The sequence below is a fragment of the Variovorax sp. Soil_C_17 genome, assembly GCF_057657265.1.
In genome coordinates this window covers 384144-406755 of sequence record NZ_JBDGIT010000001.1, presented here as the reverse complement: position 1 = coordinate 406755, position 22612 = coordinate 384144, and the positions used below count along the sequence as shown (strand labels likewise).

General features: G+C 69.6%; 22 protein-coding genes. 18 read left to right on the top strand and 4 right to left on the bottom strand.

Going from position 1 to position 22612, the window contains the following annotated elements; all coding sequences use genetic code 11:
* The first annotated feature begins 11 nt into the window (after positions 1-11).
* The 7 genes from AC3A6Y_RS01865 (at position 12) to AC3A6Y_RS01835 (ending at position 7425) form a co-directional block, all read left to right on the top strand.
* Entirely contained in the window at positions 12-920 is a 909-nt protein-coding gene (locus AC3A6Y_RS01865; protein ID WP_487866532.1) for a LysR family transcriptional regulator, read from the top strand.
* Between the two features lie 87 nt (positions 921-1007).
* Positions 1008-2201, top strand: coding sequence for a phosphoglycerate kinase (locus AC3A6Y_RS01860; protein WP_487866531.1), 1194 nt, complete (start codon positions 1008-1010; stop codon positions 2199-2201).
* A 95-nt stretch (positions 2202-2296) separates the two neighbouring features.
* Entirely contained in the window at positions 2297-3745 is a 1449-nt protein-coding gene (pyk, locus tag AC3A6Y_RS01855) for a pyruvate kinase (protein WP_487866530.1), read from the top strand.
* 100 nt (positions 3746-3845) lie between these two features.
* Positions 3846-4910: a class II fructose-bisphosphate aldolase gene (fba, locus tag AC3A6Y_RS01850; protein ID WP_487866529.1), complete on the top strand. Its 1065-nt coding sequence runs from the start codon at positions 3846-3848 to the stop codon at positions 4908-4910.
* Positions 4911-5006: 96 nt separating this feature from the next.
* On the top strand, positions 5007-5912 hold the full coding sequence (locus AC3A6Y_RS01845; RefSeq protein ID WP_487866528.1) for a phosphoribosylaminoimidazolesuccinocarboxamide synthase: 906 nt from the start codon (positions 5007-5009) through the stop codon (positions 5910-5912).
* 113 nt (positions 5913-6025) lie between these two features.
* On the top strand, positions 6026-6691 hold the full coding sequence (locus AC3A6Y_RS01840; RefSeq protein ID WP_487866527.1) for a helix-turn-helix transcriptional regulator: 666 nt from the start codon (positions 6026-6028) through the stop codon (positions 6689-6691).
* A gap of 80 nt (positions 6692-6771) precedes the next feature.
* Positions 6772-7425, top strand: a complete 654-nt coding sequence (locus AC3A6Y_RS01835) for a Crp/Fnr family transcriptional regulator (protein ID WP_487866526.1) — start codon at positions 6772-6774, stop codon at positions 7423-7425.
* A gap of 13 nt (positions 7426-7438) precedes the next feature.
* On the opposite strand, the gene AC3A6Y_RS01830 is transcribed toward AC3A6Y_RS01835, so the two are convergent.
* Positions 7439-7879: an META domain-containing protein gene (locus AC3A6Y_RS01830; protein WP_487866525.1), complete on the bottom strand. Its 441-nt coding sequence runs from the start codon at positions 7877-7879 to the stop codon at positions 7439-7441.
* A gap of 130 nt (positions 7880-8009) precedes the next feature.
* The gene (locus tag AC3A6Y_RS01825; RefSeq protein WP_487866524.1) at positions 8010-8930 is read right to left on the bottom strand and encodes a tetratricopeptide repeat protein; all 921 of its coding nucleotides are present in this window, start codon (positions 8928-8930) and stop codon (positions 8010-8012) included.
* A gap of 36 nt (positions 8931-8966) precedes the next feature.
* Between AC3A6Y_RS01825 and purE the strand changes: the two genes are divergently transcribed.
* Genes purE through AC3A6Y_RS01810 form a run of 3 tightly spaced genes read left to right on the top strand, consistent with a single transcriptional unit; the run spans position 8967 to position 11690 of the window.
* Positions 8967-9509 carry a 5-(carboxyamino)imidazole ribonucleotide mutase gene (gene purE / locus AC3A6Y_RS01820; protein ID WP_487866523.1) on the top strand — a complete coding sequence of 181 codons (543 nt, stop codon included), beginning with the start codon at positions 8967-8969 and terminating at the stop codon, positions 9507-9509.
* 2 nt (positions 9510-9511) lie between these two features.
* Positions 9512-10675, top strand: coding sequence for a 5-(carboxyamino)imidazole ribonucleotide synthase (locus AC3A6Y_RS01815; protein WP_487867781.1), 1164 nt, complete (start codon positions 9512-9514; stop codon positions 10673-10675).
* A 10-nt stretch (positions 10676-10685) separates the two neighbouring features.
* Complete coding sequence (locus tag AC3A6Y_RS01810; RefSeq protein ID WP_487866522.1) at positions 10686-11690, top strand: L-threonylcarbamoyladenylate synthase; 1005 nt, start codon at positions 10686-10688, stop codon at positions 11688-11690.
* 3 nt (positions 11691-11693) lie between these two features.
* Here the strand turns inward: AC3A6Y_RS01810 and AC3A6Y_RS01805 are convergent, their stop codons facing one another.
* Positions 11694-13043, bottom strand: coding sequence for a lipase family protein (locus AC3A6Y_RS01805; RefSeq protein WP_487866521.1), 1350 nt, complete (start codon positions 13041-13043; stop codon positions 11694-11696).
* Positions 13044-13177: 134 nt separating this feature from the next.
* The gene (dacB, locus tag AC3A6Y_RS01800; RefSeq protein ID WP_487866520.1) at positions 13178-14608 is read right to left on the bottom strand and encodes a D-alanyl-D-alanine carboxypeptidase/D-alanyl-D-alanine endopeptidase; all 1431 of its coding nucleotides are present in this window, start codon (positions 14606-14608) and stop codon (positions 13178-13180) included.
* A 76-nt stretch (positions 14609-14684) separates the two neighbouring features.
* Between dacB and AC3A6Y_RS01795 the strand changes: the two genes are divergently transcribed.
* The 8 genes from AC3A6Y_RS01795 to AC3A6Y_RS01760 all read left to right on the top strand — a co-directional run bounded on the left by AC3A6Y_RS01795 (position 14685) and on the right by AC3A6Y_RS01760 (position 22545).
* Positions 14685-15671 carry a DMT family transporter gene (locus tag AC3A6Y_RS01795; protein WP_487866519.1) on the top strand — a complete coding sequence of 329 codons (987 nt, stop codon included), beginning with the start codon at positions 14685-14687 and terminating at the stop codon, positions 15669-15671.
* Positions 15672-15676: 5 nt separating this feature from the next.
* Complete coding sequence (gene tsaB / locus AC3A6Y_RS01790) at positions 15677-16390, top strand: tRNA (adenosine(37)-N6)-threonylcarbamoyltransferase complex dimerization subunit type 1 TsaB (protein ID WP_487866518.1); 714 nt, start codon at positions 15677-15679, stop codon at positions 16388-16390.
* Positions 16387-16965 carry a ribosomal protein S18-alanine N-acetyltransferase gene (gene rimI, locus AC3A6Y_RS01785; RefSeq protein WP_487866517.1) on the top strand — a complete coding sequence of 193 codons (579 nt, stop codon included), beginning with the start codon at positions 16387-16389 and terminating at the stop codon, positions 16963-16965. Before tsaB ends, rimI begins: the two co-directional genes overlap by 4 nt.
* Positions 16966-16969: 4 nt before the next feature.
* Positions 16970-17725: a uracil-DNA glycosylase family protein gene (locus AC3A6Y_RS01780; RefSeq protein ID WP_487866516.1), complete on the top strand. Its 756-nt coding sequence runs from the start codon at positions 16970-16972 to the stop codon at positions 17723-17725.
* 61 nt (positions 17726-17786) lie between these two features.
* A complete protein-coding gene (gene pyrF, locus AC3A6Y_RS01775) occupies positions 17787-18611 on the top strand; it encodes an orotidine-5'-phosphate decarboxylase (protein WP_487866515.1) in 825 nt (274 codons plus the stop codon).
* Between the two features lie 177 nt (positions 18612-18788).
* A complete protein-coding gene (locus tag AC3A6Y_RS01770; RefSeq protein ID WP_487866514.1) occupies positions 18789-20633 on the top strand; it encodes a DUF1800 domain-containing protein in 1845 nt (614 codons plus the stop codon).
* Between the two features lie 10 nt (positions 20634-20643).
* On the top strand, positions 20644-22128 hold the full coding sequence (locus AC3A6Y_RS01765) for a DUF1501 domain-containing protein (protein ID WP_487866513.1): 1485 nt from the start codon (positions 20644-20646) through the stop codon (positions 22126-22128).
* A 69-nt stretch (positions 22129-22197) separates the two neighbouring features.
* Entirely contained in the window at positions 22198-22545 is a 348-nt protein-coding gene (locus AC3A6Y_RS01760; RefSeq protein ID WP_487866512.1) for a GFA family protein, read from the top strand.
* The last annotated feature ends 67 nt before the right edge of the window (positions 22546-22612 follow it).

The following is a 22612-nucleotide window of genomic DNA, read 5'->3' as shown; positions in this document are numbered from 1 at the left end:
GAAGAATGGCCATGAATATCACCCTGCGCCAGCTGCGCGCCTTCGACGCCGTGGCCGAGACCGGCAGCTTCACCGCCGCCGCCGCGCGCCTGCATCTCACGCAATCGGCGCTGAGCGTGCTGGTGCGCGAGCTGGAGCGCGAGATGGGTGTGCAGCTCTTCGACCGCCACACGCGGCGCGTGCTGCTGTCGGAGGCCGGCCGCGCATTCCAGCCCTCGGTGCAGCGCCTGCTGGCCGACCTCGCCGGCGCGGTGGCCGGCGTCACCGAGTTGCGCGACCAGAAGCGCGGCCTGCTGCGCCTGGCCGCGCCGCAGCTGATGGCCTGCACGTTGATGCCGCGCGTGATCGCCGCCTACCGCGCGCGCTATCCGGACATCGAGGTGCGACTGGCCGATACCCTGCCCGAGCACCTGCTGGCGGGCTTGGCCTCGGGCGAGGCGGAACTGGCAGTGGGGCAGGACGTGGCAGTGGATGCAGCCACCGTCGAGCGCCGCAGCTTGTTCCGCGACCGCCACTGGCTGATCTGCCCGCCCGACCACCCCTTTGCGCGCCGGCGCATGGTGCGCTGGAGCGAGCTCGGGCCGTATACCTTCATCGCGCCCACGCGCGACTTCCGCCAGCGCGTGCTGCCGGAGCTGGAGGCCGATGCGCGCGCCTTCCTGCTGCGGGCCTCGACGCAGGAGGTGTCGTACATGACGACTGCGCTCGGCATGGTGGCCTCGGGGCTCGGGCTCACGGTCTGCCCGACCTACTCCGCCTCGCTGGTGCGGGCCCATGGGCTGCAGATGGTCAAGCTCGACCGGCCCGACTTCCATCGCGAGGTGTGCGTGTACGCGGCGGCGCGGCGCTCGCTCTCGCCGGCAGCGGCGGGCTTCGTCCAGATCCTGGAGCGATTCGCGCAGTCCGGGCTGGCGGGCTGATGCAGCTTGCCCCCGCGGCCAAACCTACAATCGCTCTTCGCCTCCATCGAGGCACCTCCCCCCGCTTCAATCCTCTCGCTCCTACCCATGAACGTCCTTCGATTCACCGACCTCGCAGCGCAAGGCAAAGTCGCCGGCCAGCGCGTGTTCATCCGAGCCGACCTCAACGTGCCGCAGGACGATGCCGGCAACATCACCGAAGACACGCGCATCCGTGCGTCGGTGCCCTGCATCCGGCAGGCGCTGGATGCCGGCGCGGCGGTGATGGTGACCTCGCACCTCGGCCGGCCCACCGAGGGCCAGTTCAAGCCCGAGGATTCGCTGGCGCCGGTTGCCAAGCGCCTGGGCGAGCTGCTGGGCCGCGAAGTGCCGCTGGTGTCGAATTGGATCGACGGCGTGCAGGTCGCGCCGGGCCAGGCCGTGCTGCTGGAAAACTGCCGCCTCAACAAGGGCGAGAAGAAGAACGACGAGGCCCTCGCGCGCAAGCTCGCCGCCCTCACCGACATCTACGTCAACGATGCCTTCGGCACTGCGCACCGCGCCGAGGCCACCACCTACGGCATCGCCCAGTACGCGAAGATCGCCTGCGCCGGTCCGCTGCTGGCGGCCGAGATCGATGCCATTACCAAGGCGCTGGCCAACCCGAAGCGGCCGCTGGTGGCCATCGTCGCGGGCTCCAAGGTCAGCACCAAGCTCACCATCCTCAAGAGCTTGGCCGACAAGGTCGACCAGTTGATCGTGGGCGGCGGCATTGCCAACACCTTCATGCTGGCTTCCGGCCTCCCCATCGGCAAGTCGCTGGCCGAGCCCGATCTGCAAGACCAGGCCCAGGCCGTGATCGAGGCCATGCGCGCGCGGGGTGCCGCGGTGCCGATCCCCGTCGACGTGGTCACCGCCCAGAGCTTCGCCGCCGACGCGCCCGCCACGGTGAAGGCCGCGAACGACGTGGCCGAGAACGACCTGATCCTCGACATCGGCCCGAAGACCGCGGAGATCCTCGCCGCCCAACTGCGCGAGGCCGGCACCATCGTGTGGAACGGCCCCGTGGGCGTGTTCGAGTTCGACGCCTTTTCCAAGGGGACGGAAGCCATCGCGCGCGCCATCGCCGACAGCAGCGCCTTCTCGATTGCCGGCGGCGGCGATACGCTGGCGGCGATCGCCAAGTACGGCATCGAAGACCAGGTCGGCTACATCTCCACGGGTGGCGGCGCCTTCCTCGAAGTGCTGGAGGGCAAGACGCTTCCGGCTTTCGAGATCCTCGAAAAACGAGCGGCGGGTTGAGCCCGGCGCGGGCGGCACCGGAAATGGCGCCGGCGGGACTATCGCCGCACTCGAAAAGTGTATACAGTATGGAATACAAACCGGAGACCCGCAGCATGAGCACGACCCGCCCTCCCCGCCACGCCACCAAGATCGTCGCCACGCTCGGTCCGGCCTCGAGCACGCCCGAGCTGCTGGTGCAGATGATCCACAACAAGGTCAGCGTGGTGCGCCTCAACTTCAGCCACGGCACGGCGCAGGACCACATCAACCGCGCCACCATGGTGCGCGAGGCGGCGCGCACGGCAGGCCGCGAGGTGGCGATCATGGCCGACCTGCAGGGCCCGAAGATCCGGGTCGGCAAGTTCGCCGAGGGCAAGGTGTGGCTGGAGCCGGGGGCGAAGTTCGTCCTGGACGGTGCGCGCACCGAGCTGGGCGACGTCGATGCCGTCGGGCTGGACTACAAGGATCTGCCGCGCGACGTGAAGGCCGGCGACAGCCTGCTGCTGAACGACGGCCTCATCGTCCTCACGGTCGATGCCGTCAAGGGCGAGGCGGTGCACACCACGGTGCGGCTGGGCGGCGAGCTCTCGAACAACAAGGGCATCAACAAGCAGGGGGGCGGCCTCACGGCGCCGGCCCTGACGGCCAAGGACATGGAGGACATCAAGACTGCCATGAGCTTCCAGGCCGACTACGTGGCGGTGAGCTTCCCCAAGAACGCCACCGACATGGAGATGGCGCGCCAGCTGTGCAACGTGGCGGCGGCCGAGTTCGGCCACAAGCCGGGGCTGATCGCCAAGATCGAGCGCGCCGAGGCGATTCCCAAGCTGGAGGAGATCCTCCGCGCGAGCGACGGCATCATGGTTGCGCGCGGCGACCTCGCGGTCGAGGTGGGCAACGCTGCCGTGCCGGCGCTGCAGAAGAAGATGATCCGCATGGCGCGCGAGATGGACAAGGTGGTCATCACGGCGACGCAGATGATGGAGTCGATGATCAGCAACCCGGTGCCCACCCGCGCCGAGGTGAGCGACGTGGCCAACGCGGTGCTCGACGGCACCGACGCCGTGATGCTCTCGGCCGAGACCGCCTCAGGCCGCTATCCGCTGGAGACGGTGCAGGAGATGAGCCGCATCTGCGAGGCCGCCGAAGCCGCCGAGGACCTGCAGCTGGACGCCGACTTCAGCGGCCAGACCTACAGCCGCATCGACCAGTCGATCGCCATGGGCGCCCTCTTCACCGCGCACCACCTCGGCGCGAAAGCGATCGTCGCGCTGACGGAGTCGGGCTCGACCCCGCTGTGGATGAGCCGCCACCGCGCCCACATCCCGATGTACGCCTTGACCTCGCGCCTGGCAACCCAGCGCAAGATGGCCCTCTACCGCAACGTGCGCCCGCTGCTCATGGATGCCGAGAGCGACCGCGACACGGCGCTGCTGCAGGCCGAGGCCCACCTCAAGAAGCGCGGCATCGTGCAGACCGGCGACATCTACGCCATCACCTGTGGCGAGCCGATGGGCGCGCCGGGCGGCACCAACATGCTCAAGATCTGCCGGGTGGGTTGAGGCGCGGCCGTCCCGAACGGGGCGTCGGAGCCGTCCGACAGGGGTGCTCAGTAGAATCGCGGTAGTTTTTCCTTCTTAATTTTCCCCGCGAGGTACACCCATGGCACTTGTCTCGATGCGCGAACTGCTCGACCACGCCGCGGCCAACGGCTACGGCATCCCGGCCTATAACGTCAACAACCTGGAACAGGTGCAGGCCGTCATGGAAGCGGCCAAGGAAACCGGCGCACCGGTGATCCTGCAGGCCAGTGCAGGCGCGCGCAAGTACGCGGGCGAGCCCTTCATCAAGCACCTGATCCTGGCGGCCGTCGAGGCTTATCCGAACATTCCGCTGGTGATGCACCAGGACCACGGCCAGAGCCCCGACGTGTGCCAGGGCGCGATCAACCTGGGCTTCTCCTCGGTAATGATGGACGGCTCGCTGGAAGCCGACGGCAAGACCATCGCGAGCTACGACTACAACGTCGACGTCACCCGCAAGGTGGTCGACATGGCACACAAGGTCGGCGTGACCGTGGAAGGCGAACTGGGCTGCCTGGGCTCGCTCGAGACCATGAAGGGCGACAAGGAAGACGGCCACGGCACCGACGCGACCATGACGCGCGAGCAGCTGCTGACCGACCCGGAGCAGGCCGCGGACTTCGTGAAGAAGACCCAGCTCGACGCCCTGGCCATCGCCATCGGCACCAGCCACGGCGCGTACAAGTTCACCCGCAAGCCCACCGGCGACATCCTGGCGATCGACCGCATCAAGGAAATCCACCGCCGCATTCCCAACACCCACCTCGTGATGCACGGTTCGTCCTCCGTGCCGCAGGACCTGCTGGCCATCATCCGCCAGTACGGCGGCAACATGAAGGAGACCTACGGCGTGCCGGTCGAGGAGATCCAGGAAGCCATCAAGTACGGCGTGCGCAAGATCAACATCGACACCGACATCCGCCTGGCGATGACCGGCGCGGTGCGCAAGTTCATGGCCGAGAACCCCGAGAAGTTCGACGCCCGCGAATGGCTCAAGCCCGCGCGCGAGGCCGCCAAGCAGATCTGCAAGCAGCGCTATATCGAATTCGGCTGCGAAGGCCAGGGCGCCAAGATCAAGGGCGAGACCCTGCAGGTCGTTGCCGCCAAGTACGCCAAGGGCGAGCTGGCGCAAGAAGTGCTCTGATCTCTTCGACTTCCTGCCGAAGCCACCTTCGCGGTGGCTTTTTTCTGCGCGCACAATCTCGGTCGTCCCCCGTTCCCGCTGTTCCATTCACCCGCCATGACCACCGTCCACACATCCTCCATCCAGAGCCTGCCCCTGCTCGCGCGCGGCAAGGTGCGCGACAACTACGCGGTCGGCGAGGACCGCATCCTGATGGTCGCGAGCGACCGCCTCTCGGCCTTCGACGTGATCATGGGCGAGCCGATCCCGGGCAAGGGCGTGATCCTGACGCAGATGGCGCTGTGGTGGTTCGACCGGCTGGGCCACCTGTGCCCCAACCACCTGACCGGCGAGGCGCCCGAGAGCGTGGTGACGGCTGCCGAGGTGCCCCAGGTCCGCGACCGCTCGATGCTGGTCAAGCGCCTCAAGCCGATCCCGGTCGAAGCGGTCGTGCGCGGCTACCTCGCGGGCAGCGGTTGGAAGGAATACCAGGAGAGCCGCTCCGTCTGCGGCGTGCCGCTGCCCGAGGGCCTGGGCAATGCCAGCAAGCTGCCGCGGCCGATCTTCACGCCCGCGGCCAAGGCGGCTGCGGGTGCGCACGACGAGAACATCAGCTACGAGCGCGTGGTCGAGGTGGTCGGCCCCGCGCTCGCGCAGCAGATCCGCGACACCAGCATCGCGATCTACGAGGCGGCCGCCGCCATCGCGCTGACCAAGGGCATGATCATTGCCGACACCAAGTTCGAGTTCGGCCTCGACGAGGCCGGCACCCTGGTCCTGATGGACGAGGTGCTCACCCCCGACAGCTCGCGCTACTGGCCCATCGAGGGTTACCAGGCCGCGCTGGCTGCCGGCGCCAACCCGCCGAGCTACGACAAGCAGTTCGTGCGCGACTGGCTGGAGGCTGTCAAGGTCAACGGCAAGCCCTGGGACAAGACCCCGCCGGCGCCGCGCCTGCCCGCCGAGGTGATCGAGAAGACGGCCGCCAAGTACCGAGAGGCGCTGCAGCGGCTGACCGGCTGAAGCCCCCCCACCGCCGGACGTGAATAAATCACAAATCCGCGGGCAATAGTCACCGCACCGCGAAGCCACGATTTCACACACTTGTCCTCATTACAACGGATGAGGAAAGTGCCATGAACGTGACTGCCGAACTGTTCGCTCCCCCCTGCGAAGCCCGGGCCGATGTGCCCACGCCGGACTCCCTGCAAGCCGGCCTGCTGGCGCGTGTGCTCGACGAGATGGACCACGGCCTGCTGCTGGTCGACCTGAGCGGCCGCATCTTGCATGCCAACCGGCCGGCGCGCCGCGAGCTCGTGGGCGGGCGCGCGCTGCGGGATGTCGATGGCAGCCTGTCGGCAGCCCAGCCTGCCTGGCAGGCCAAGCTGCGCCAGGCCCTCAAGGACGCAGAGCGCGACTGCCGCAGCATCGTGGAGCTCGACCCCGAAGGCGAGACGCTTTCGCTGGCCTTCGTGCCGCTGGCCGTGGTGCACGCTGCCGCCGCGGTCGACGCGGTGCTGATCATCTGCAGCCGGCGCTCGAGCTGCGAGACCCTCACGGTGCAGATGTTCGCCCGTGCCAAGCGCCTGACGCCGGCGGAGCAGGCCGTTCTGACGCAGCTGTGCGCGGGCCGCGGCGCCCAGGAGATCGCCTGCGAGCAGGGCATTCGCGTCTCCACCGTGCGCACACACATCAAGAACGTGCGGCAGAAGACCGGCCGCGGCAGCGTTCGCGAGATCGTGCGCGAGCTCTCGCGCATGCCGCAGATCGTGTCTTCGCTGCGGCTCGTGGGCCAAGACTGAACAGGGAGCGACCACGCCGGCGCCTTGCCCGCTGCATCGCAGGGGCGCGCCGCAGCGGAGGCGGGCCGTATAGTCCGCGCATGCCGCCGACGCCCGTTGCATCCCGCGCCGACCCCCTCGCCGAACTGCCGCCCCCGCTCCAGAGGCTCGCCGCGCTGGGCGTGCAGCGACGCTACCGGACGCACGCCATGCTGATCGAGGAAGGCGACCACGGCGGCACGGTCTACATCGTGCTCTCGGGCCGGCTGCGCGCCTTCGTCTCCGATGCCCGGGGACGCGAGGTGACGCTGGGCCTGCACGGGCCGGGCGAATACGTGGGGGAGATGTCGCTCGATGGGGGGCCGCGCTCGGCCAGCGTGCAGGCAGTGAAGCCGACGGTGTGCGTCGTGGTGACGCGCCAGACCATGCTGCGGCACCTGGCGCTCGATCCGGAGTTGGCCCAGGAGCTGATCATGCGGCTGATCCGCCGTGCAAGACTGGCCACCGAGAGTGCCCGCAGCATGGGCTTGCTCGACGTCTACAGCCGCCTGAAAGCCCTGCTGGAGGATCGATCGCTGCCGCAGGCGGATGGCGTCATGCAGATGGAGCGGCTGACCCACCAGGCGATCGCCAGCGAAATCGGATGCTCGCGCGAGATGGTGAGCCGGCTGCTGAAGGACCTGGAGGGCGGCGGCTTCGTGGAGGTCCGCGGGCCGCGGCTGGTCGTGCTCAAGCCGCTGCCGGCGAAATGGTGAGTCGGGGCGGGGCTCAGCGCACTCCGCCGTTGCTCAAGGTGGCGACCGTTCGTCCACTCGCGTCCAGCAGCGAAAGCCTCGACGTCCCCTGCAGCCGGTAGCTGGCCGTCGCCTGCAGCGCCGCGAAGAACTGGCTTTCGTTGATGGTGCTCGCCTCGTTGGGACAGGCCATGCGCGTGGCGCCCAGCTGGCGCACCCGCAGGGTGCTGCCGCTGCGCTCGTAAGTGCCGGTGACGCGGTTGCAGCCGCCCGAGCCGCTCACCCGTCCGCTGCTGCGGTCGAACTGGATCTGGGCGTTGCGGCGCGGATCGCTGCTCGGCTCGATCAACTCGCTGCCCAACTGCTCCAGCTGCCAGACCGGTCCTTCGATCGGCTCGTCCAGGTTGATGCCGCTGCCGCAACCGCTCGCGAGCACAGACGCGAACAGGGCCGCCGTCAAGAAGAGAGAGCGCATGGCCGGACTTTTCCTTTGCAACATGTCGAAACCCGCCAATCGTATGCCAGCCCGTTCGGTGCGCCAACGTCACGCCCGGCCGGCCCACCCGCTTCGCCGATGTCGAAGTGAGCCTGCGCTCACCCTGTCGCTAGCTCAGCACCACGCTGCTGAGACGACGCCGGTAGGTCGCCACGGTCGGGTCGTCCGGCGGGATCTGGCCGTCCGCCACCTTCGGCTTGGGCGGCTCGATGAGCTCGAGGATCGCGATGTAGGTCTTGCGCGCCAGCTCCTCGTTCCAGCTTTTGTCGCGCATCAGGATGTCGAGCAGCTCGTCCATCGCGTCGGTCCAGCGCTGCGCGGCCATCAGCAGGCGCGCCCGGTCGAAGCGGGCCTGGAAGTCGCGCTTGTCGGCGGCAATGCGCGACTCGGCGTCGGCGATCGTCGGGGCTGCGCCCGTGGCCGGCGCCGCAAAATCGATCGCATCCATCCAGCGCTGCAGCGCGTCGAATCGGCGCACTGCCGGCGCCTTGGCGATGACTGGCGCGAAGGCGACCTTGGCATCGTCGATGCGGCCCTCCTGGAGCAGCAGCTTGATGTAGTCGAAGCGCGCGTCGTCATTGGCCGGGTCGGTGGCGACCGCATGCTGCAGCCGTTCCAGCGCGCCCTGGGTGTCGCCTTCGGCCAGCGCATCCTGCGCAGCCTCTTCGTGCTCGGCAGCCTCGAGCTCCTCCTGGCCCGGTACGTGCTTGTCGAGGAAGGCGCGAATCTGGTCGGCGGGGATCGCGCCGACGAAGCCGTCGACCGGCTGGCCGTCCTTGAACATCACGCAGAAGGGGATGCTGCGCACGCCGAACATCTGGCTCAGCTGCTGCGAGATCTGCGGCACCTTGTCGGCATCGAGCTTGGCCAGCGTGAAGCGCCCGCCATACTCGAGCTCGAGCTTCTCGAGCACCGGCCCGAGCTGCTTGCACGGCCCGCACCATTCGGCCCAGATGTCGAGCAGCACCGGGGTGGTCATCGAGCCGTCGATCAGCTCGGTCTGAAAATTTTCGAGGGTGATGTCCATCATCGCGGGAAGCTGAGGGTGAAACGTAAAATTGAAACCATGAAGCAAGCCATACAGGTCGGCGTGGTGATGGGCTCGAACTCCGATTGGGAGACGATGCGCAACGCGGTCGAGATTCTCCAGCAATTCGGCATCGCCCACGAGGCGCGGGTGGTCTCCGCCCACCGAATGCCCGACGAACTGTTCGCCTACGCCGAGAACGCCGCCCCGCGCGGCCTGGCGGCCATCATCGCCGGCGCGGGCGGCGCGGCCCACCTGCCCGGCATGCTGGCGGCCAAGACCACCGTGCCGGTGCTCGGCGTGCCGGTCGCGAGCCGTCACCTGCAGGGCGTGGATTCGCTCTACAGCATCGTGCAGATGCCCAAGGGCGTGCCGGTCGCGACCTTCGCCATCGGCAACGCCGGCGCGGCGAACGCGGCCCTGTTCGCGGTCGCGATGCTGGCCGTGGCCGATCCGGCGCTGCGCGAGCGGCTCGACGCCTTCCGCGCGCAGCAGACCGAGGCCGCCCGATCCATGACGCTGCCGCCGCCCGAAGCAGAGACCGTGTCGCCCTTCTCGCCCCAGGGCGGAGGCGCGCTGTGAGCGTGATCCTGCCCGGCGCCACGCTCGGCGTGGTGGGCGGCGGGCAACTGGGCCGCATGTTTGCGCACGCGGCCCAGCGCATGGGCTACCTCGTCGCGGTGCTCGACCCCGATGCCGACAGCCCCGCCGGGCGGGTGAGCCACCATCACATCCACACCGACTACGCGGACATCGACGGCCTCGCCCGGCTCGCCGGCCTGGCCGATGCCATCACCACCGAGTTCGAGAACGTGCCCGCGCCCTCGCTGGAGCATCTCGCCGTGGCCCGGCCCGTGCGCCCGGCCGCCGCCGCGGTGGCGATCGCCCAGGACCGCGTCCGGGAAAAGAGCCACTTCGTCGGCTGCGGCGTGGACTGCGCGCCCTACGCGGTCATCGAGTCGGCCGAGCATGCCATGCTGGTGCCGCCCAACCTGCTGCCCGGCATCCTGAAGACCGCCCGCCTCGGCTACGACGGCAAGGGCCAGCAGCGCGTGAACACCCGCGAGGAACTGGCCGCGGCCTGGGAGCGCGCCGGCCAGGTGCCGTGCGTGCTCGAGAAGCTGCTGCCGCTGGACTTCGAATGCTCCGTCATCGTGGCGCGCGGCCAGGACGGCCAGATCGTGCACTTTCCGCCGCAGCGCAACCTGCATCGCGACGGCATCCTCGCCGTGACCGAGGTGCATGCGGACAACGTCCCCGAGGCGGCAGCGCGGCTGGCGGTCGAATCGGCCGTCGCGATCGCGGAAGGCCTGCAGTACGTGGGCGTGCTGTGCGTCGAGTTCTTCGTGCTGGCCGATGGCGCGCTGGTGGTCAACGAGATGGCGCCGCGCCCGCACAACAGCGGCCACTGGACCCTGGATGCCTGCGACGTCTCGCAGTTCGAGCTGCAGGTGCGCACCCTGGCCGGCCTGCCGCTCAACGCGCCGCGCCAGCACAGCCCGGCGCTGATGCTGAACCTGCTGGGCGACCTGTGGTTCCCCGACGGCGAATCGAAGCCCGTCGAGCCCCGCTGGGCCGACGTGCTCGCGCTGCCCGGCGCGCACCTGCACCTCTACGGCAAGACAGAGCCGCGGCGCGGCCGCAAGATGGGGCATCTCACGATCACGGGCAGCAGCATCGAAACGGTTCGCGGCACGGCCGACTTCGCTGCCGCGCTGCTGGGGCTGCCGATCCCCTTGTCCGAATAAGCCGGGCGCGATGACAGTTCGCGACGGCCGCTCGCCCGATGCCATCCAGGAAGCCGCCCGGGTGCTGCGCGCCGGCGGCCTGGTCGCCTTTCCGACCGAGACCGTCTACGGCCTGGGCGCCGACGCGACGAGCGACGATGCCGTGGCCGGCATCTTCAAGGCCAAGGGCCGGCCCAGCAACCATCCGCTGATCGTGCATGTGGCCGCCGGCGTCAAGGGCTCCGAGTCGCTGTCGCGCTTCGCCCAGCCGCTGCCGCCCTTTGCCCAGAAGCTGGTGCAGGCCTTCTGGCCCGGCCCGCTGACCCTGATCGTCACGCGCCAGCCCGGCGTCGCTGCCGCCACGGCCGGCGGGCAAGACACGATCGGCTTGCGCTGCCCGGCCCACCCGGTGGCGCAGGCCCTGCTCGTGGCCTGCGCCGAGCAGGGCGTGCCTGGCGTGGCAGGCCCCAGCGCCAACCGCTTCGGCCGGGTGAGCCCGACCACCGCCCAGCATGTCCAGCAGGAATTCGGCGACGCGCTGCTGGTGATCGACGGCGGACCTTGCGAGGTCGGCATCGAATCGACCATCGTCGATTGCAGCCGCGGCCAGCCGGTGCTGCTGCGCCCGGGCGCCATCACCCGCACCCAGATCGAGGCCGCCTGCGGCGAGCCGCTGCGCGACAGGCACGAGCTCGCGGCACCCGATCCGCGGGCCTCCGGCACGCTGGAGGCCCACTACGCGCCCACCGCCAAGCTGCGGCTGATGGAGGCCAAGGCACTGCAGACCGGCCTCGACGTGCTGGGCGTCAATGCCGCGCACCTGGCCGTGTGGTCGCGCAGCCCGCTCAAGTGCCGCTCGCAGCGCGTGCTGCTGCGGCGCATGCCCGACGACGCCGCGGCCGCCGCCCAGCAGCTGTTTGCCGTGCTGCGGGCCTTCGATGCCGAAGGCGCCAAGCTGATCTGGGTCGAGACCCCGCCCGCCGGCCCCGAATGGGAAGGCGTGCGAGACCGGCTGCAGCGCGCTGCTGCAGCCTGAGCCTTACTTCACCGTGTCGAAGAGCGCCCGGGCCCGCACGTGGCAGAAGGGCGGCTCGTAGGTGCCGTGGTAGGCGCCGAAGTAGGTGGCGTAGGCGGCCGTGGTCGGATCGGTCGGCGCCTTGCCGCCCGGCCCGTAGGTCGCCTGGATCTGCGCATCCACGTCTACCGTCGTGACCGTGGTCACGCCGCGCGCATCGAAGTCCGCCTTTGCCGGAACCATGTGCAGGGCCGGCGGCACCGTGGGATCGCCGGCGCCGCCGCACAAGAGCGTCTTGGCGCGCGGGCTCCAGCCCAGCAGGTCGTTCTTCTTGGCGTTCAGGAACAGCGTGTTGTTCGGGTTGGTCTGCACATCGCTGAGGAAGGCGCTCTGGAAGATCGCATCGCGCGCCTGGTTGGGCGTCTCGCCGTTGGCGCCGGGCAGGGAGCCGCTGGTGACCAGCGTGGTGTAGTTCAGCGTCGGGCTCGGCAGCAGGTTTTCGATGTAGCCGGCATAAGGCTGCTTGTAGACCGTGTTCACGTCGGTGTAGACGTCGCCGTACACCTTCTGATAGGAGTTCACGATGAAGGGCACGAAGAACTGGTAGCCCGCGATCGCCTGCGTGAGCTTGAAGGACCCCGAGACGTTGTAGGGCCCGGCCAGGTGCGCACCGGCCACCACGTTGAACTCCGAGGCGTTGTCGCGCTCGGCGGCACGGTGCGCGGCCATCGAGGAATGGCCGCCCTGCGAGTAGCCGGTGAACATCACCTTGCCCGACAGCGAGCCGCCGGCGCTGACCGCCGCGGCACGAGCCGCCCGGACCGAGTCGAGCACCGTGCGCGCTTCCGAGTCGGCATGCAGGTAGGGGTGGTAGGGGAAGGTGGACTTGGCGTAGCCCAGGTAGTCGGTGGCCACCACTGCATAGCCCTGGGCCGCGTACATCGCGGTCAGCATGAAGGTTTCCGGGTCCTGCGGATTGACCAGCGTGCGCGGCTTCTGCACGTCGGTGCCCTTGGCATAGGCCACCAGCGGCGCCGCGTTGCCGCAAGTCCCGGCCGGCATCAGCAGCACGCCCGAGGCGTTGGTCACCTCGCCCTTGGGGCCCACCGTGCTGTAGTTGAGCGAGATCACGTTGACGTCGCACCGGGCCTTGCCGCTGAGCGCCTGCAGGCCGCTCTGGGCGCTGCCCCCGTCGATCTGCGCCGTGGTCAGCGTGGTCACGATGACGGGCGGCTCCTTCAGCGCGCCGGTGCCGGGCCCGGTGGTGCCGGTGCCGGTCCCGATGAAGGCGAAGCCGCCGCCATCGCCGCCGCCCCCGCAGGCGGTGAGCAAGCCGGCCGCCATCACGGCGCTCAGAAGGTGCAGACGATTCATGCGTGTGTCTCCATGCGGTATGTTGCTGGTGAAGAGAGAGGCGAGAGGCGCACGATCCTAGGCCCCGCCTCCCCGAAGCAGGACAAGGGAAACCCCCAGCCGCAGCGGCGCTCCAGTCGCCTGGGCGACCGCGCTCAATTGTCCTGCGCCGCCCAGTCGATCAGCGCATCGAAGGCTGGCCGCGCGGCGCCCGCGCTGTCGTGGTTCGCGATCGCGACCACCACCCAGCGCCGGCCGCTCGCGCCATGCACATAGCCTGCGATGCCCGCGGAATCGCGCAGGCTGCCGGTCTTCAGGTGGGCCGCGCCGCCGGCGCGCAGCGTGCGCTTGCGCAGCGTGCCGTCCACGCCCATGGCCGGCAGCGAGGACGCCAGCTCGGGCATCAGCGGCGAGCGCCAGGCCACCTGCAGCATCTTGGCGAGCGCCGCCGCGCTGATGCGCTCCTCGCGGGACAGGCCCGAGCCGTTGTCGAACACGGGCTGGCCTTCGCCCGTGCCGATGCGCTCGTTCCACCATTGGCGCAGCGCGGCGCGCGCACCCTCCAGCGTGCCGCGCTTCTTCTGCTGCAGCCCGAGCGTGAGGAACAGCTGCTGTGCCATCACGTTGTTGCTGTACTTGTTGATGTCGCGCACCACCTCGGCCAGCGGCGGCGACTCGAAGGCGAAAGCCGGCTTGAGCCCGGCCGGCACCGCGCCCTCGCGCACCTGCCCCTTGAGCCTGGCGCCCATCTCGGCCCACATCCCGCCGATGGCGCGCACCGCATAGCTGCGCGGCTCCGCATAGGCCACGGCCCAGCTCTTCTCGCCGCAGGCGGCGGGGTAGCTGCCCGCGAAGCCCATGCGCGCCGGGTCGCCGAAGGCCGGCGCCAGCGCGGCGCGCCAGTCGCCGCACTCGCCGGCGGACAGCGGCACCGTCGACGGCGTGCTCACGCCGCTCAGGAAGGGCTCGAAATTGACTTGCGCCGTCTGCCCGTCGCGGTTCGGCTGGAAGGTCATGACGACCGACTTGAAATTGATCAGCAGCGCATCGGGCGAGGCGTTGTAGGGCCGCTGGCCCTCGCCGTCGAAGGCGGCCGGGTCGGTGTCGGCCACCTCGAAGGCACTGCGGTCCAGCACGATGTCGCCGGCGATCGTGTGGATGCCCAGCCCCTGCACCCGCCGCAGCAGCAGCCACAGGCGCTCGAGCACCAGCTTGGGGTCGCCCCGGCCCTGGATGTAGAGGTTGCCCGCCAGCACGCCGTCGCGCACCGGCCCATCCACATACACCGGCGTGCTCCAGGTGAAGGCCGGCCCCAGCAGGTCGAGCGCGGCGTAGGTGGTGACCAGCTTCATGACCGAGGCCGGATTGACCGGCACCTGCGTGCGCCAGGCCAGCCGCGGCGGGCGCACCGCATCGGCATCGGCCACCAGCATCGTGACGGCCTCGCGCGGCACCCGGGCGCGGGTCAGGGCGGCCTCCACCTCGGGCGGAAGCGTCTGGGCCAGGGCGGGCGCCGAAGCCAGCGCGGCGAACAGGAAGAACAGGCGGACGGCGCGCGGCGCCAGGGGCTTCGGGGCGGGAGGCATCGCGCGATTATCCAGAGCCCAAGTCTCCATAGGCCCTGGGCAGCGCGGTCCATGGCCGGCCCGGGATAATCGCGCGATGCCCGCCGCTCCCCGTTTCTCCCCCCGCACTCTCGGCATCGGCGCGGCGATCGTCACCGTCCTGGTCTGGACGGCCTTCATCGTCATCGCGCGGGCCTCCGCCGGCCGTTCGCTGACACCCTTCGACATTGCCTTCGCGCGCATCTGCGGCGCCAGCCTGGTGCTCGTGCCCTGGGGCGCCTGGCTGGTGGCGCGGGCGCGCCGCAGCGATCCGGCGCAGGGCTCGCTCTTCGGCCTGTCGCCCGTGCCCTTGCGGGCCACCGTCGTGGCCGGCCTCTTCGGCGGCCTCGCCTACGCCCTGCTCGCCTACGCCGGCTTCTTCTATGCACCGGCGACCCATGCCTCGGTGCTGATGCCCGGCAGCCTTCCGCTGTGGACGGCGGTGCTCGCCGCCGTGGTGCTGCACGACCGCCTGACGCCGGCCCGCGTGTGCGGTCTCGCGCTGATCGTGCTGGGCGATCTCCTGGTCGGCGGCGCCAGCCTGCTGCACGCCTTCGAGGGCGGGCAGATCTGGAAAGGCGACCTGCTGTTCATGGGCGCCGCCTTTTGCTGGGCCTGCTACAGCGTGACGGCGCGCCGCCACGGGCTCGAGGCGGTGCGCGCCACCATCGCGATCACCGTGTTCGCCTTCCTCACCTACGTGCCGGCCTATGCGCTGCTGGCCGGCCTCGGCGTGGCGGGGAGCCGGCTGGCCAGTGCGCCGCTGGGCGAGATCGCCTTCCAGATGCTGTTCCAGGGCGTCGGCTCGGTTGTCATTTCGGGCATCACCTTCACCCGCATGATTCAGTACTTCGGACCGGTCCGCTCCACCATGATCACCGCGCTGGTGCCGGGCCTGTCGGCGCTGGGCGCCGTGGTGTTCCTGGGCGAGCCGCTGCACTGGAACCTGATCGCCGGGCTGCTGCTCGTCACCGCGGGCATCCTGTTCGGCGTGCAACGCATGCGCTCGGCCGGCGTGGCCACGGCCGCCGTCGCGCGAGGGTGATGGCGATGCCCGCAGAAACGAAGCTCCTGGCTTTCGATACCAGCACCGAAGCGCTGTCGGTCGCGGTGCGTCGCGGCGAGCGGGTGATTTCCCGCAGCGGCCCGGGCGGCGCGCAAGCGTCGAGCAGCCTCATCCCCTTGATTCAGGACCTGCTGGCCCAAGCCGGCCTGGCCATGGCCGAGCTCGACGCCATTGCCTTCGGGCGCGGGCCCGGCTCCTTCACCGGCCTGCGCACCGCCTGCTCGGTCGCGCAGGGGCTGGGCTTCGGCGCCGGTGTCCCGCTGCTGCCCGTCGACACCTTGCATGCGGTGGCCGAGGAGGCGCGCCACCGCTTCGGCGCCACGCGCGTGGTCGCGCTGCTCGATGCGCGCATGGACGAGCTCTATGCCGCCCACTACGACTTTGACCAGCCCGCCGGGGCTGCCGAATTTGACGCCGAGCCTCGGTTGCTGTCGCCCGAGCAGGTGCAGGTGCCGCCGGGCTGGGCGCTCGCCGGCAACGTCTTTTCTGCCTACGGCGATCGCCTGCCGGCCGCCGCGGCGCGCCACGAGGCGCTGCCCGGCGCCGAGGCGATGCTGAGACTGGCCCCTGAATTGCTTGCTGCCGGCCGGGCGGTTGCGCCGGCGCAGGCCTGGCCGTTGTATGTTCGCGATAAAGTCGCACAAACCACGCAAGAGCGAGCCGCCCTCAAGGCGGCGCAAGCCTCCCGATCCTCATGAGTGCAGTCCTGCAGCCGCGTGAAGCCCGCCTCGAACCGATCACGGTCGAGCGGATCGCGGCCGTATGCACCATCGAACGCAGCGCCTACACCCATCCCTGGACGCCAGCCAACTTCAGCGATTCGCTGGTCGCCGGCTACCACTGCCAATGCCTGGTGGCCCCGGCCCTGCCGTCCGGCGAGCCGTCGCCGGCGCGGCGGCCGCGCGCGCTCTGGGGCCGGCCGGCGGCTCAGACCGGCAGCGAGACGCTGATCGGCTATTTCGTCGCCATGAAGGGCGTCGACGAGGTGCATCTGCTCAACATCACGGTGGCCCCGGCCTTCCAGGGCCAGGGCTGGGCGCCGCTGATGCTGGAAGCGCTCGCGGGCTGGTCGCGCGGCCAGAACGCCCAGTGGCTCTGGCTCGAGGTGCGGGCCAGCAACCTGCGGGCGATGGCCATCTACGAGCGCCAGGGCTTTCGCCGCGTGGGCGTGCGCAAGGGCTACTACCCGGCCGAGGGCAACGCGCGCGAGGACGCGGTCGTCATGAGCCTGCGCCTCAACGAATCGACCAGCGCCTGGGGAGCCTTGAAGTAAAGACATGGAAAGCACGCTGAACCTGGACGCGCGGCAACGCGCGATGCTCGACGAGATGGGCGTCAAGCTCTTCTGGCCTGCCGCGGCGCTCGCCGAGGCGCCGGCGGCGGCGGACGCGCGTTCGCCTCGCATCACGCCCGAGCCGGCTGCCGCTGCGCAGGCGCCCGTTCGCGCCGCCGCGCCGGCGGCGGCACCGGCACCGTTGTCGGCGCCGCCGGTCGCAACCCGTCCCTCGGCCGCCCCCTCCGGTGCGAGCGTGCTCATCGACGCGCCGCGCCTTCTCTACGGCGGCGAAGCGGCGGCAGGGCACGGCTGGCTGATCGTCGCCGACATGCCGCCCGAGCTCGATGGCCGCCACGGCGAACCCTTCGCCGGCGATGCCGGGCGCCTGTTCGAGGCCATGCTGCGCGCGCTGCAGTTGCAAAGCGGCGCCGTGCCCGTCCACCTGATGCGCACGCACCGCGGCGTGGCTTCGGGCCAGCCGGGCAGCCCGCGCCCGATCGCCGACGGCTTTGCCGAGGCGGCGCCGGCCGCGCGGGTCGTGCTGGCCATGGGACCGCTGGCCGCGCAGAGCCTGCTGCAAAGCGCCGAGCCCCTCGGCCGGCTGCGCGGCGCGCCGGCGCGCATCGCCATGCCGGGCTGGGAGGATGTGCCGATCGTCGTGACCTACCACCCCGCCTACCTGCTGCGCAATCCGGCCGACAAGGCGCGCGCCTGGGCCGACCTGTGCCTGGCGGCCGCGCAGCTGCCGCAGCGCTGAAGAGCTGAAAGGCCGAAAGGCCGAAAGGCCAGAAAGGGGCGGGCGCCTAGAATTCCGCCCCATGATCTTCCTGGACAAGCTGCGCGCCGCCGAGCGCCGCAACGGCTCGCTGCTGTGCGTGGGCCTCGACCCCGAACCCGCCAAGTTCCCCGCCCGCCTGAAGGGCGACGCCGGCAAGATCTACGACTTCTGCGCCGCCATCGTCGATGCCACCGCCGACCTGGTGATCGCCTTCAAGCCGCAGATCGCCTACTTCGCCGCCCACCGCGCCGAAGACCAGCTCGAAAAACTCATGGAACACCTGCGCCGCAACGCGCCGCAGGTGCCCGTCATCCTCGACGCCAAGCGCGGCGACATCGGGTCCACCGCCGAGCAGTACGCGCGCGAAGCCTTCGAGCGCTATGGCGCCGATGCGGTCACGCTCTCGCCCTTCATGGGCTTCGATTCGGTCGAGCCCTACCTGCGTCACGAGGAAAAGGGCGCCTTCCTGCTGTGCCGCACCAGCAATCCTGGGGGCGACGACCTGCAGGCCCAGCGCCTCGCCGGCGTGGAAGGCCAGCCCTTCCTGTACGAACACATCGCGAAGCTGGCCCAGGGGCCGTGGAACCTGAACGGCCAGCTGGGCCTGGTGGTCGGCGCCACCTACCCGGCCGAGATCGAGCGGGTGCGCGCGCTGGCGCCCACCGTGCCGCTCCTGATCCCCGGCGTCGGCGCCCAGGGCGGCGATGCGGTCGCCACCGTGCGCGCGGGCTGGCGCGCCGATGCGCCGATCGTGGTCAATTCCTCGCGGGCCATTTGTTACGCCTCCGCCGACGAGGACTTCGCCCAGGCCGCCCGGCATGAGGCCCTTCGTACTCGCGACGGTCTCGAGCAAGCGAAGAACTGAGACGACCTTCCTCTGCGGCGACAAGAAACAATTGTGTCCTGATGGCAGAAAAAGTCACATTTCGGAACAATTGTTGTCCTCGGCTCCGCCTTTAGGGCCCTGCGCGGCCGGTCCGCGGGCCGGCATGGCGCTTGCCTTGATGGGCACGGCGTCACAGCGCCGAGGAGCGAGGAACACATGGTGGAAGACATTGCGACCGGTCGCGTCGACGCGACCGACGAGCCGCCGCGCGCGCCTGAAACGCACGCGCACGGCCCTGCGGACGCAGCGCCGCGCAACCCCTTGCCGCTGGCGGCTTCCCTGGCTGCCGCGGCGGCATTGGCAGCCTGCGGCGGCGGTGGAGGCGGTGGCGGGGGCGGCGGCTTCTTCGCCGGCCTGGGCAGCGGCAGCGGCGATACCGTCCAGGCCGGCAGCCTGACGCCGCTGGCCGGCACGCCCAGCGCACAGACTTACATCTACACCCAGGCCAAGACCGACGACGAGGCCGCGCGCTTCCTGCTGCAGGCGCAGTTCTCCGCCTCCGAACCCGAGATCGCCGCGGTGCGTGCGCAGGGCTACCTGCCCTGGCTCGGCGCACAGATGGACCGGGCGCCCACCGAGACCGGCTGGGCCTGGGTCGCCGGCAAGCCCTACGACACCGTCAACAGCGACGACATGATCTGGAGCCAGCTCATGACCTCGGCCGACGGCGTGCGCAAGCGCATGGCGCTCGCGCTGTCGGAGATCTTCGTGGTCTCGGCCAACGACGTCAGCTCCAACTGGACCGCCCACATGTTCGCCCAGTACTGGGACATGCTGGTCGCCGGCGTCACCGGCAACTTCCGCCAGTTGCTGGAGAACGTGTCGCTCAACCCGGCGATGGGTTATTACCTCAACACCAAGGGCAACCAGAAGGAGAACGCCCAGGGCCGCCAGCCGGACGAGAACTACGCGCGCGAGGTGATGCAGCTCATGAGCATCGGCCTGTACCAGCTCAACGCCGACGGCTCGGTCCGGCTCGGCGCCGACGGAGCGCCGCTGGAGAGCTACACGCAGGACGACGTCACCAACCTGGCGCGCGTGTTCACCGGCTACGACCTCGACATTCCCTCGGCCGAGCGCAATGCCTTCACGCCGCCGGGCCAGAGCTTCACCATCGAGAGCAATGCCTGGACCACGCGTCCGATGGCCCTTACCGCTTCGCGCCACTCGATGCTGGAGGCCAGGTTCCTCGGCACCACGGTGCCCGCCAACACCGAGGGCAAGGCCGCCCTCAAGATCGCGCTGGACACGCTGTTCAACCACCCCAACGTCGGCCCCTTCATCGGCCGGCAGCTGATCCAGCGCCTGGTCACCAGCAACCCGAGCGCCGCCTACGTGAAGCGTGTGTCGGACGTCTTTGCCGACAACGGCGCCGGCGTGCGCGGCGACATGAAGAGCGTGTTCGCCGCGGTGCTGCTGGACAACGAGGCGCGCAGCCCTGCGGGGCTCGTCGACCCGAACTTCGGCCACCTGCGCGAGCCGATGCTGCGGCTGGTGCAGTGGGGGCGCACCTTCGGCGCCAGCTCGGTGGCCGGCACCTGGAAGATCGGCAACCGCTCCGATGCGGCCAACTCGCTGGGCCAGAGCCCGTTGCGCTCGCCCTCGGTCTTCAATTTCTTCCGCCCCGGCTATGTGCCGCCGTCCAGCGCGATGGCGAGCGCCCAGCTGGTCGCGCCCGAGTTCCAGCTGGTCAACGAGACCAGCGTGGGCGGCTACCTCAACTTCATGCAGAACGTCGTGCCGAACGGCTTCAACAGCAAGGACGTGGTCGCGAGCTACGCCGCCGAGAAGGCGCTGGTGCTCGATGCGGCCGCGCTGGTGCGCCGCCTCAACCTGCTGATGGCGGCCAACCAGCTCGACGCCGACACGCTCGCGCTGATCACCAACGCCCTGGCCACGCCGGCGGTTACCGCGAGCAGCAGCGACACGCTCAAGAACAACCGGGTCTACGCCGCGGTGCTCATGGTGATGGCCGCGCCGGGCTACCTGATCCAGAAATAAGGAAAGCGCGATGCACCTGATCGATCCGAAGGCCCATTCCCGCCGCGCCTTCCTGCGCCGCTCCGGGCAACTCGCCATGGCCGGCAGCGCGCTGCCTTTCGCACTCAACCTCGCTGCCATCGGCGAAGCGGCCGCGCAGGCTGCCCCCGGCGACGACTACAAGGCGCTGGTGTGCGTCTTCCTGTTCGGCGGCAACGACTACGCCAACACCGTCGTCACGTACGACGACCCCAGCTACAACGCCTACAGTGCGATCCGCGGCGGCGGCGCCGGGCAGGCCGGCGGCGGCGTCGCGCTGGGCAAGGCCGATCTCGCGGCGACCCTGCTCAGCCCGAGCACCGCCCTCGCCGACGGGCGGCAGTACGCGCTGCATCCATCGATGGCCGCGCTGGCGGGGCTCTTCAACACCGATGCCAAGATGGCGGTGCAACTCAACGTCGGCCCGCTGGTGGTGCCGCTCACGCGCGCCCAGTACAACAGCGGCAACAGGAAGCTTTATCCGGTGCCGCCGAAGCTGTTCTCGCACAACGACCAGCAGTCGACCTGGCAGTCGTCCTCGCCCGAGGGCTCGACGGTGGGCTGGGGCGGCAACATCGGCGACCTGGTGCTGACGCAGAACAGCAATTCGCTGTTCACCTGCATGTCGGTCTCGGGCAATGCGGTGTTCCTGTCGGGCGACGCGGCCCTGCAATACCAGGTCAGCACCGGCGGCGCGGTCAAGATCGGCAGCGTGACGGGCGGCAACGTGTACGGCTCGAGCTCGGTCAAGGCGGCGATGGCGCAACTGGTGCAGCAGGCGCGCGGCCATGCGCTGGAGAACGAATACACCAAGGTCACCAAGCGCGCGGTGGACGCCGAAGGTGCCATCACCTCGGCCATCGGCGGGGCCTATGCCTTCGGCGCCTACCCTGCCGCCACCTTTCCCGATACCGGCCTGGGCAGGCAGCTCGCCATGGTGGCGCGCCTCATCCGAGGCCGCGCAACGCTCGGCACCAGGCGCCAGGTGTTCTTCGTCTCCATGGGCGGCTTCGACCTGCACGACAACCTGATCGCCAACCAGCCCGGCCTGATGAAGCAGCTGAGCGATGGCATGACGGCCTTCTACCGCGAGATGGTCGTGCAGGGCATGGCCGACAAGGTCACCGCCTTCACCGCCTCCGACTTCGGCCGCACGCTGGCTTCCAACGGCGACGGCTCCGACCATGGCTGGGGCGGCCACCACTTCGTCGTCGGCGGCGCGGTGAAAGGCAAGCAGATCTACGGCACGCCGCAGGTGGTCAGCATCAACAACGACTCGAAGCTCGCCGGCTACGACGGGCACGTGGGGCAGGGGCGGCTGATTCCTTCCACCTCGGTCGATCAGTACGGCGCCACGCTCGCAAGCTGGTTCGGCGTGCCGGCGGGCGACCTGGAGAGCATCCTGCCGAACCTCAGGAACTTCGGTGGGAACGTCAATGGGATCAACTATCCGAAGAACATTGGGTTTCTCGTCTGACCCGGGCATTCCACCTGGACTGTGTGCGCTGCCATACTGATGGCCCGTTTTTCATCAATGGAGACCCCGATGAAATACACCGGCAGCTGCCACTGCGGCCGCATCGCCTTCGAGGTCGAAGGCGAGATCCAGGGCGCCATGGCTTGCAACTGCTCGATCTGCCAGCGCAAGGGCTCGCTGATGTGGTTCGTGCCGCACGACAAGCTCGAGCTCAAGACCCCGCCCGAAGACATGAGCACCTATCTGTTCAACAAGCACGTGATCTCGCACCGCTTCTGCCCGGTCTGCGGCATCCACCCTTTCGGCGAGGGCACCGACCCCAAGGGCAACAAGATGGCGGCCATCAACATCCGGTGCCTCGAGGGCATCGATCTCGAATCGGTGCCGGTGCAGCATTTCGACGGGCGCTCCAAATAAGCCCCGCCTGGCTCGGATCGATTCGCGCGACTCCGGGCGCAGCGGCGGCCTGAAGCCGCCGCCATTT

Coding starts and splice junctions, on each gene's coding strand:
- AC3A6Y_RS01795 (WP_487866519.1), top strand. CDS start 14,685: ATGCCCGCCGCTCCCCGTTTCTCCCCCCGCACTCTCGGCATCGGCGCG.
- AC3A6Y_RS01860 (WP_487866531.1), top strand. CDS start 1,008: ATGAACGTCCTTCGATTCACCGACCTCGCAGCGCAAGGCAAAGTCGCC.
- AC3A6Y_RS01770 (WP_487866514.1), top strand. CDS start 18,789: ATGGTGGAAGACATTGCGACCGGTCGCGTCGACGCGACCGACGAGCCG.
- AC3A6Y_RS01865 (WP_487866532.1), top strand. CDS start 12: ATGAATATCACCCTGCGCCAGCTGCGCGCCTTCGACGCCGTGGCCGAG.
- AC3A6Y_RS01760 (WP_487866512.1), top strand. CDS start 22,198: ATGAAATACACCGGCAGCTGCCACTGCGGCCGCATCGCCTTCGAGGTC.
- dacB (WP_487866520.1), bottom strand. CDS start 14,608: ATGCCTCCCGCCCCGAAGCCCCTGGCGCCGCGCGCCGTCCGCCTGTTC.
- AC3A6Y_RS01810 (WP_487866522.1), top strand. CDS start 10,686: ATGACAGTTCGCGACGGCCGCTCGCCCGATGCCATCCAGGAAGCCGCC.
- tsaB (WP_487866518.1), top strand. CDS start 15,677: ATGCCCGCAGAAACGAAGCTCCTGGCTTTCGATACCAGCACCGAAGCG.
- AC3A6Y_RS01830 (WP_487866525.1), bottom strand. CDS start 7,879: ATGCGCTCTCTCTTCTTGACGGCGGCCCTGTTCGCGTCTGTGCTCGCG.
- AC3A6Y_RS01835 (WP_487866526.1), top strand. CDS start 6,772: ATGCCGCCGACGCCCGTTGCATCCCGCGCCGACCCCCTCGCCGAACTG.
- AC3A6Y_RS01845 (WP_487866528.1), top strand. CDS start 5,007: ATGACCACCGTCCACACATCCTCCATCCAGAGCCTGCCCCTGCTCGCG.
- pyk (WP_487866530.1), top strand. CDS start 2,297: ATGAGCACGACCCGCCCTCCCCGCCACGCCACCAAGATCGTCGCCACG.
- rimI (WP_487866517.1), top strand. CDS start 16,387: ATGAGTGCAGTCCTGCAGCCGCGTGAAGCCCGCCTCGAACCGATCACG.
- purE (WP_487866523.1), top strand. CDS start 8,967: ATGAAGCAAGCCATACAGGTCGGCGTGGTGATGGGCTCGAACTCCGAT.
- AC3A6Y_RS01805 (WP_487866521.1), bottom strand. CDS start 13,043: ATGAATCGTCTGCACCTTCTGAGCGCCGTGATGGCGGCCGGCTTGCTC.
- AC3A6Y_RS01765 (WP_487866513.1), top strand. CDS start 20,644: ATGCACCTGATCGATCCGAAGGCCCATTCCCGCCGCGCCTTCCTGCGC.
- AC3A6Y_RS01825 (WP_487866524.1), bottom strand. CDS start 8,930: ATGATGGACATCACCCTCGAAAATTTTCAGACCGAGCTGATCGACGGC.
- AC3A6Y_RS01840 (WP_487866527.1), top strand. CDS start 6,026: ATGAACGTGACTGCCGAACTGTTCGCTCCCCCCTGCGAAGCCCGGGCC.
- fba (WP_487866529.1), top strand. CDS start 3,846: ATGGCACTTGTCTCGATGCGCGAACTGCTCGACCACGCCGCGGCCAAC.
- AC3A6Y_RS01780 (WP_487866516.1), top strand. CDS start 16,970: ATGGAAAGCACGCTGAACCTGGACGCGCGGCAACGCGCGATGCTCGAC.
- pyrF (WP_487866515.1), top strand. CDS start 17,787: ATGATCTTCCTGGACAAGCTGCGCGCCGCCGAGCGCCGCAACGGCTCG.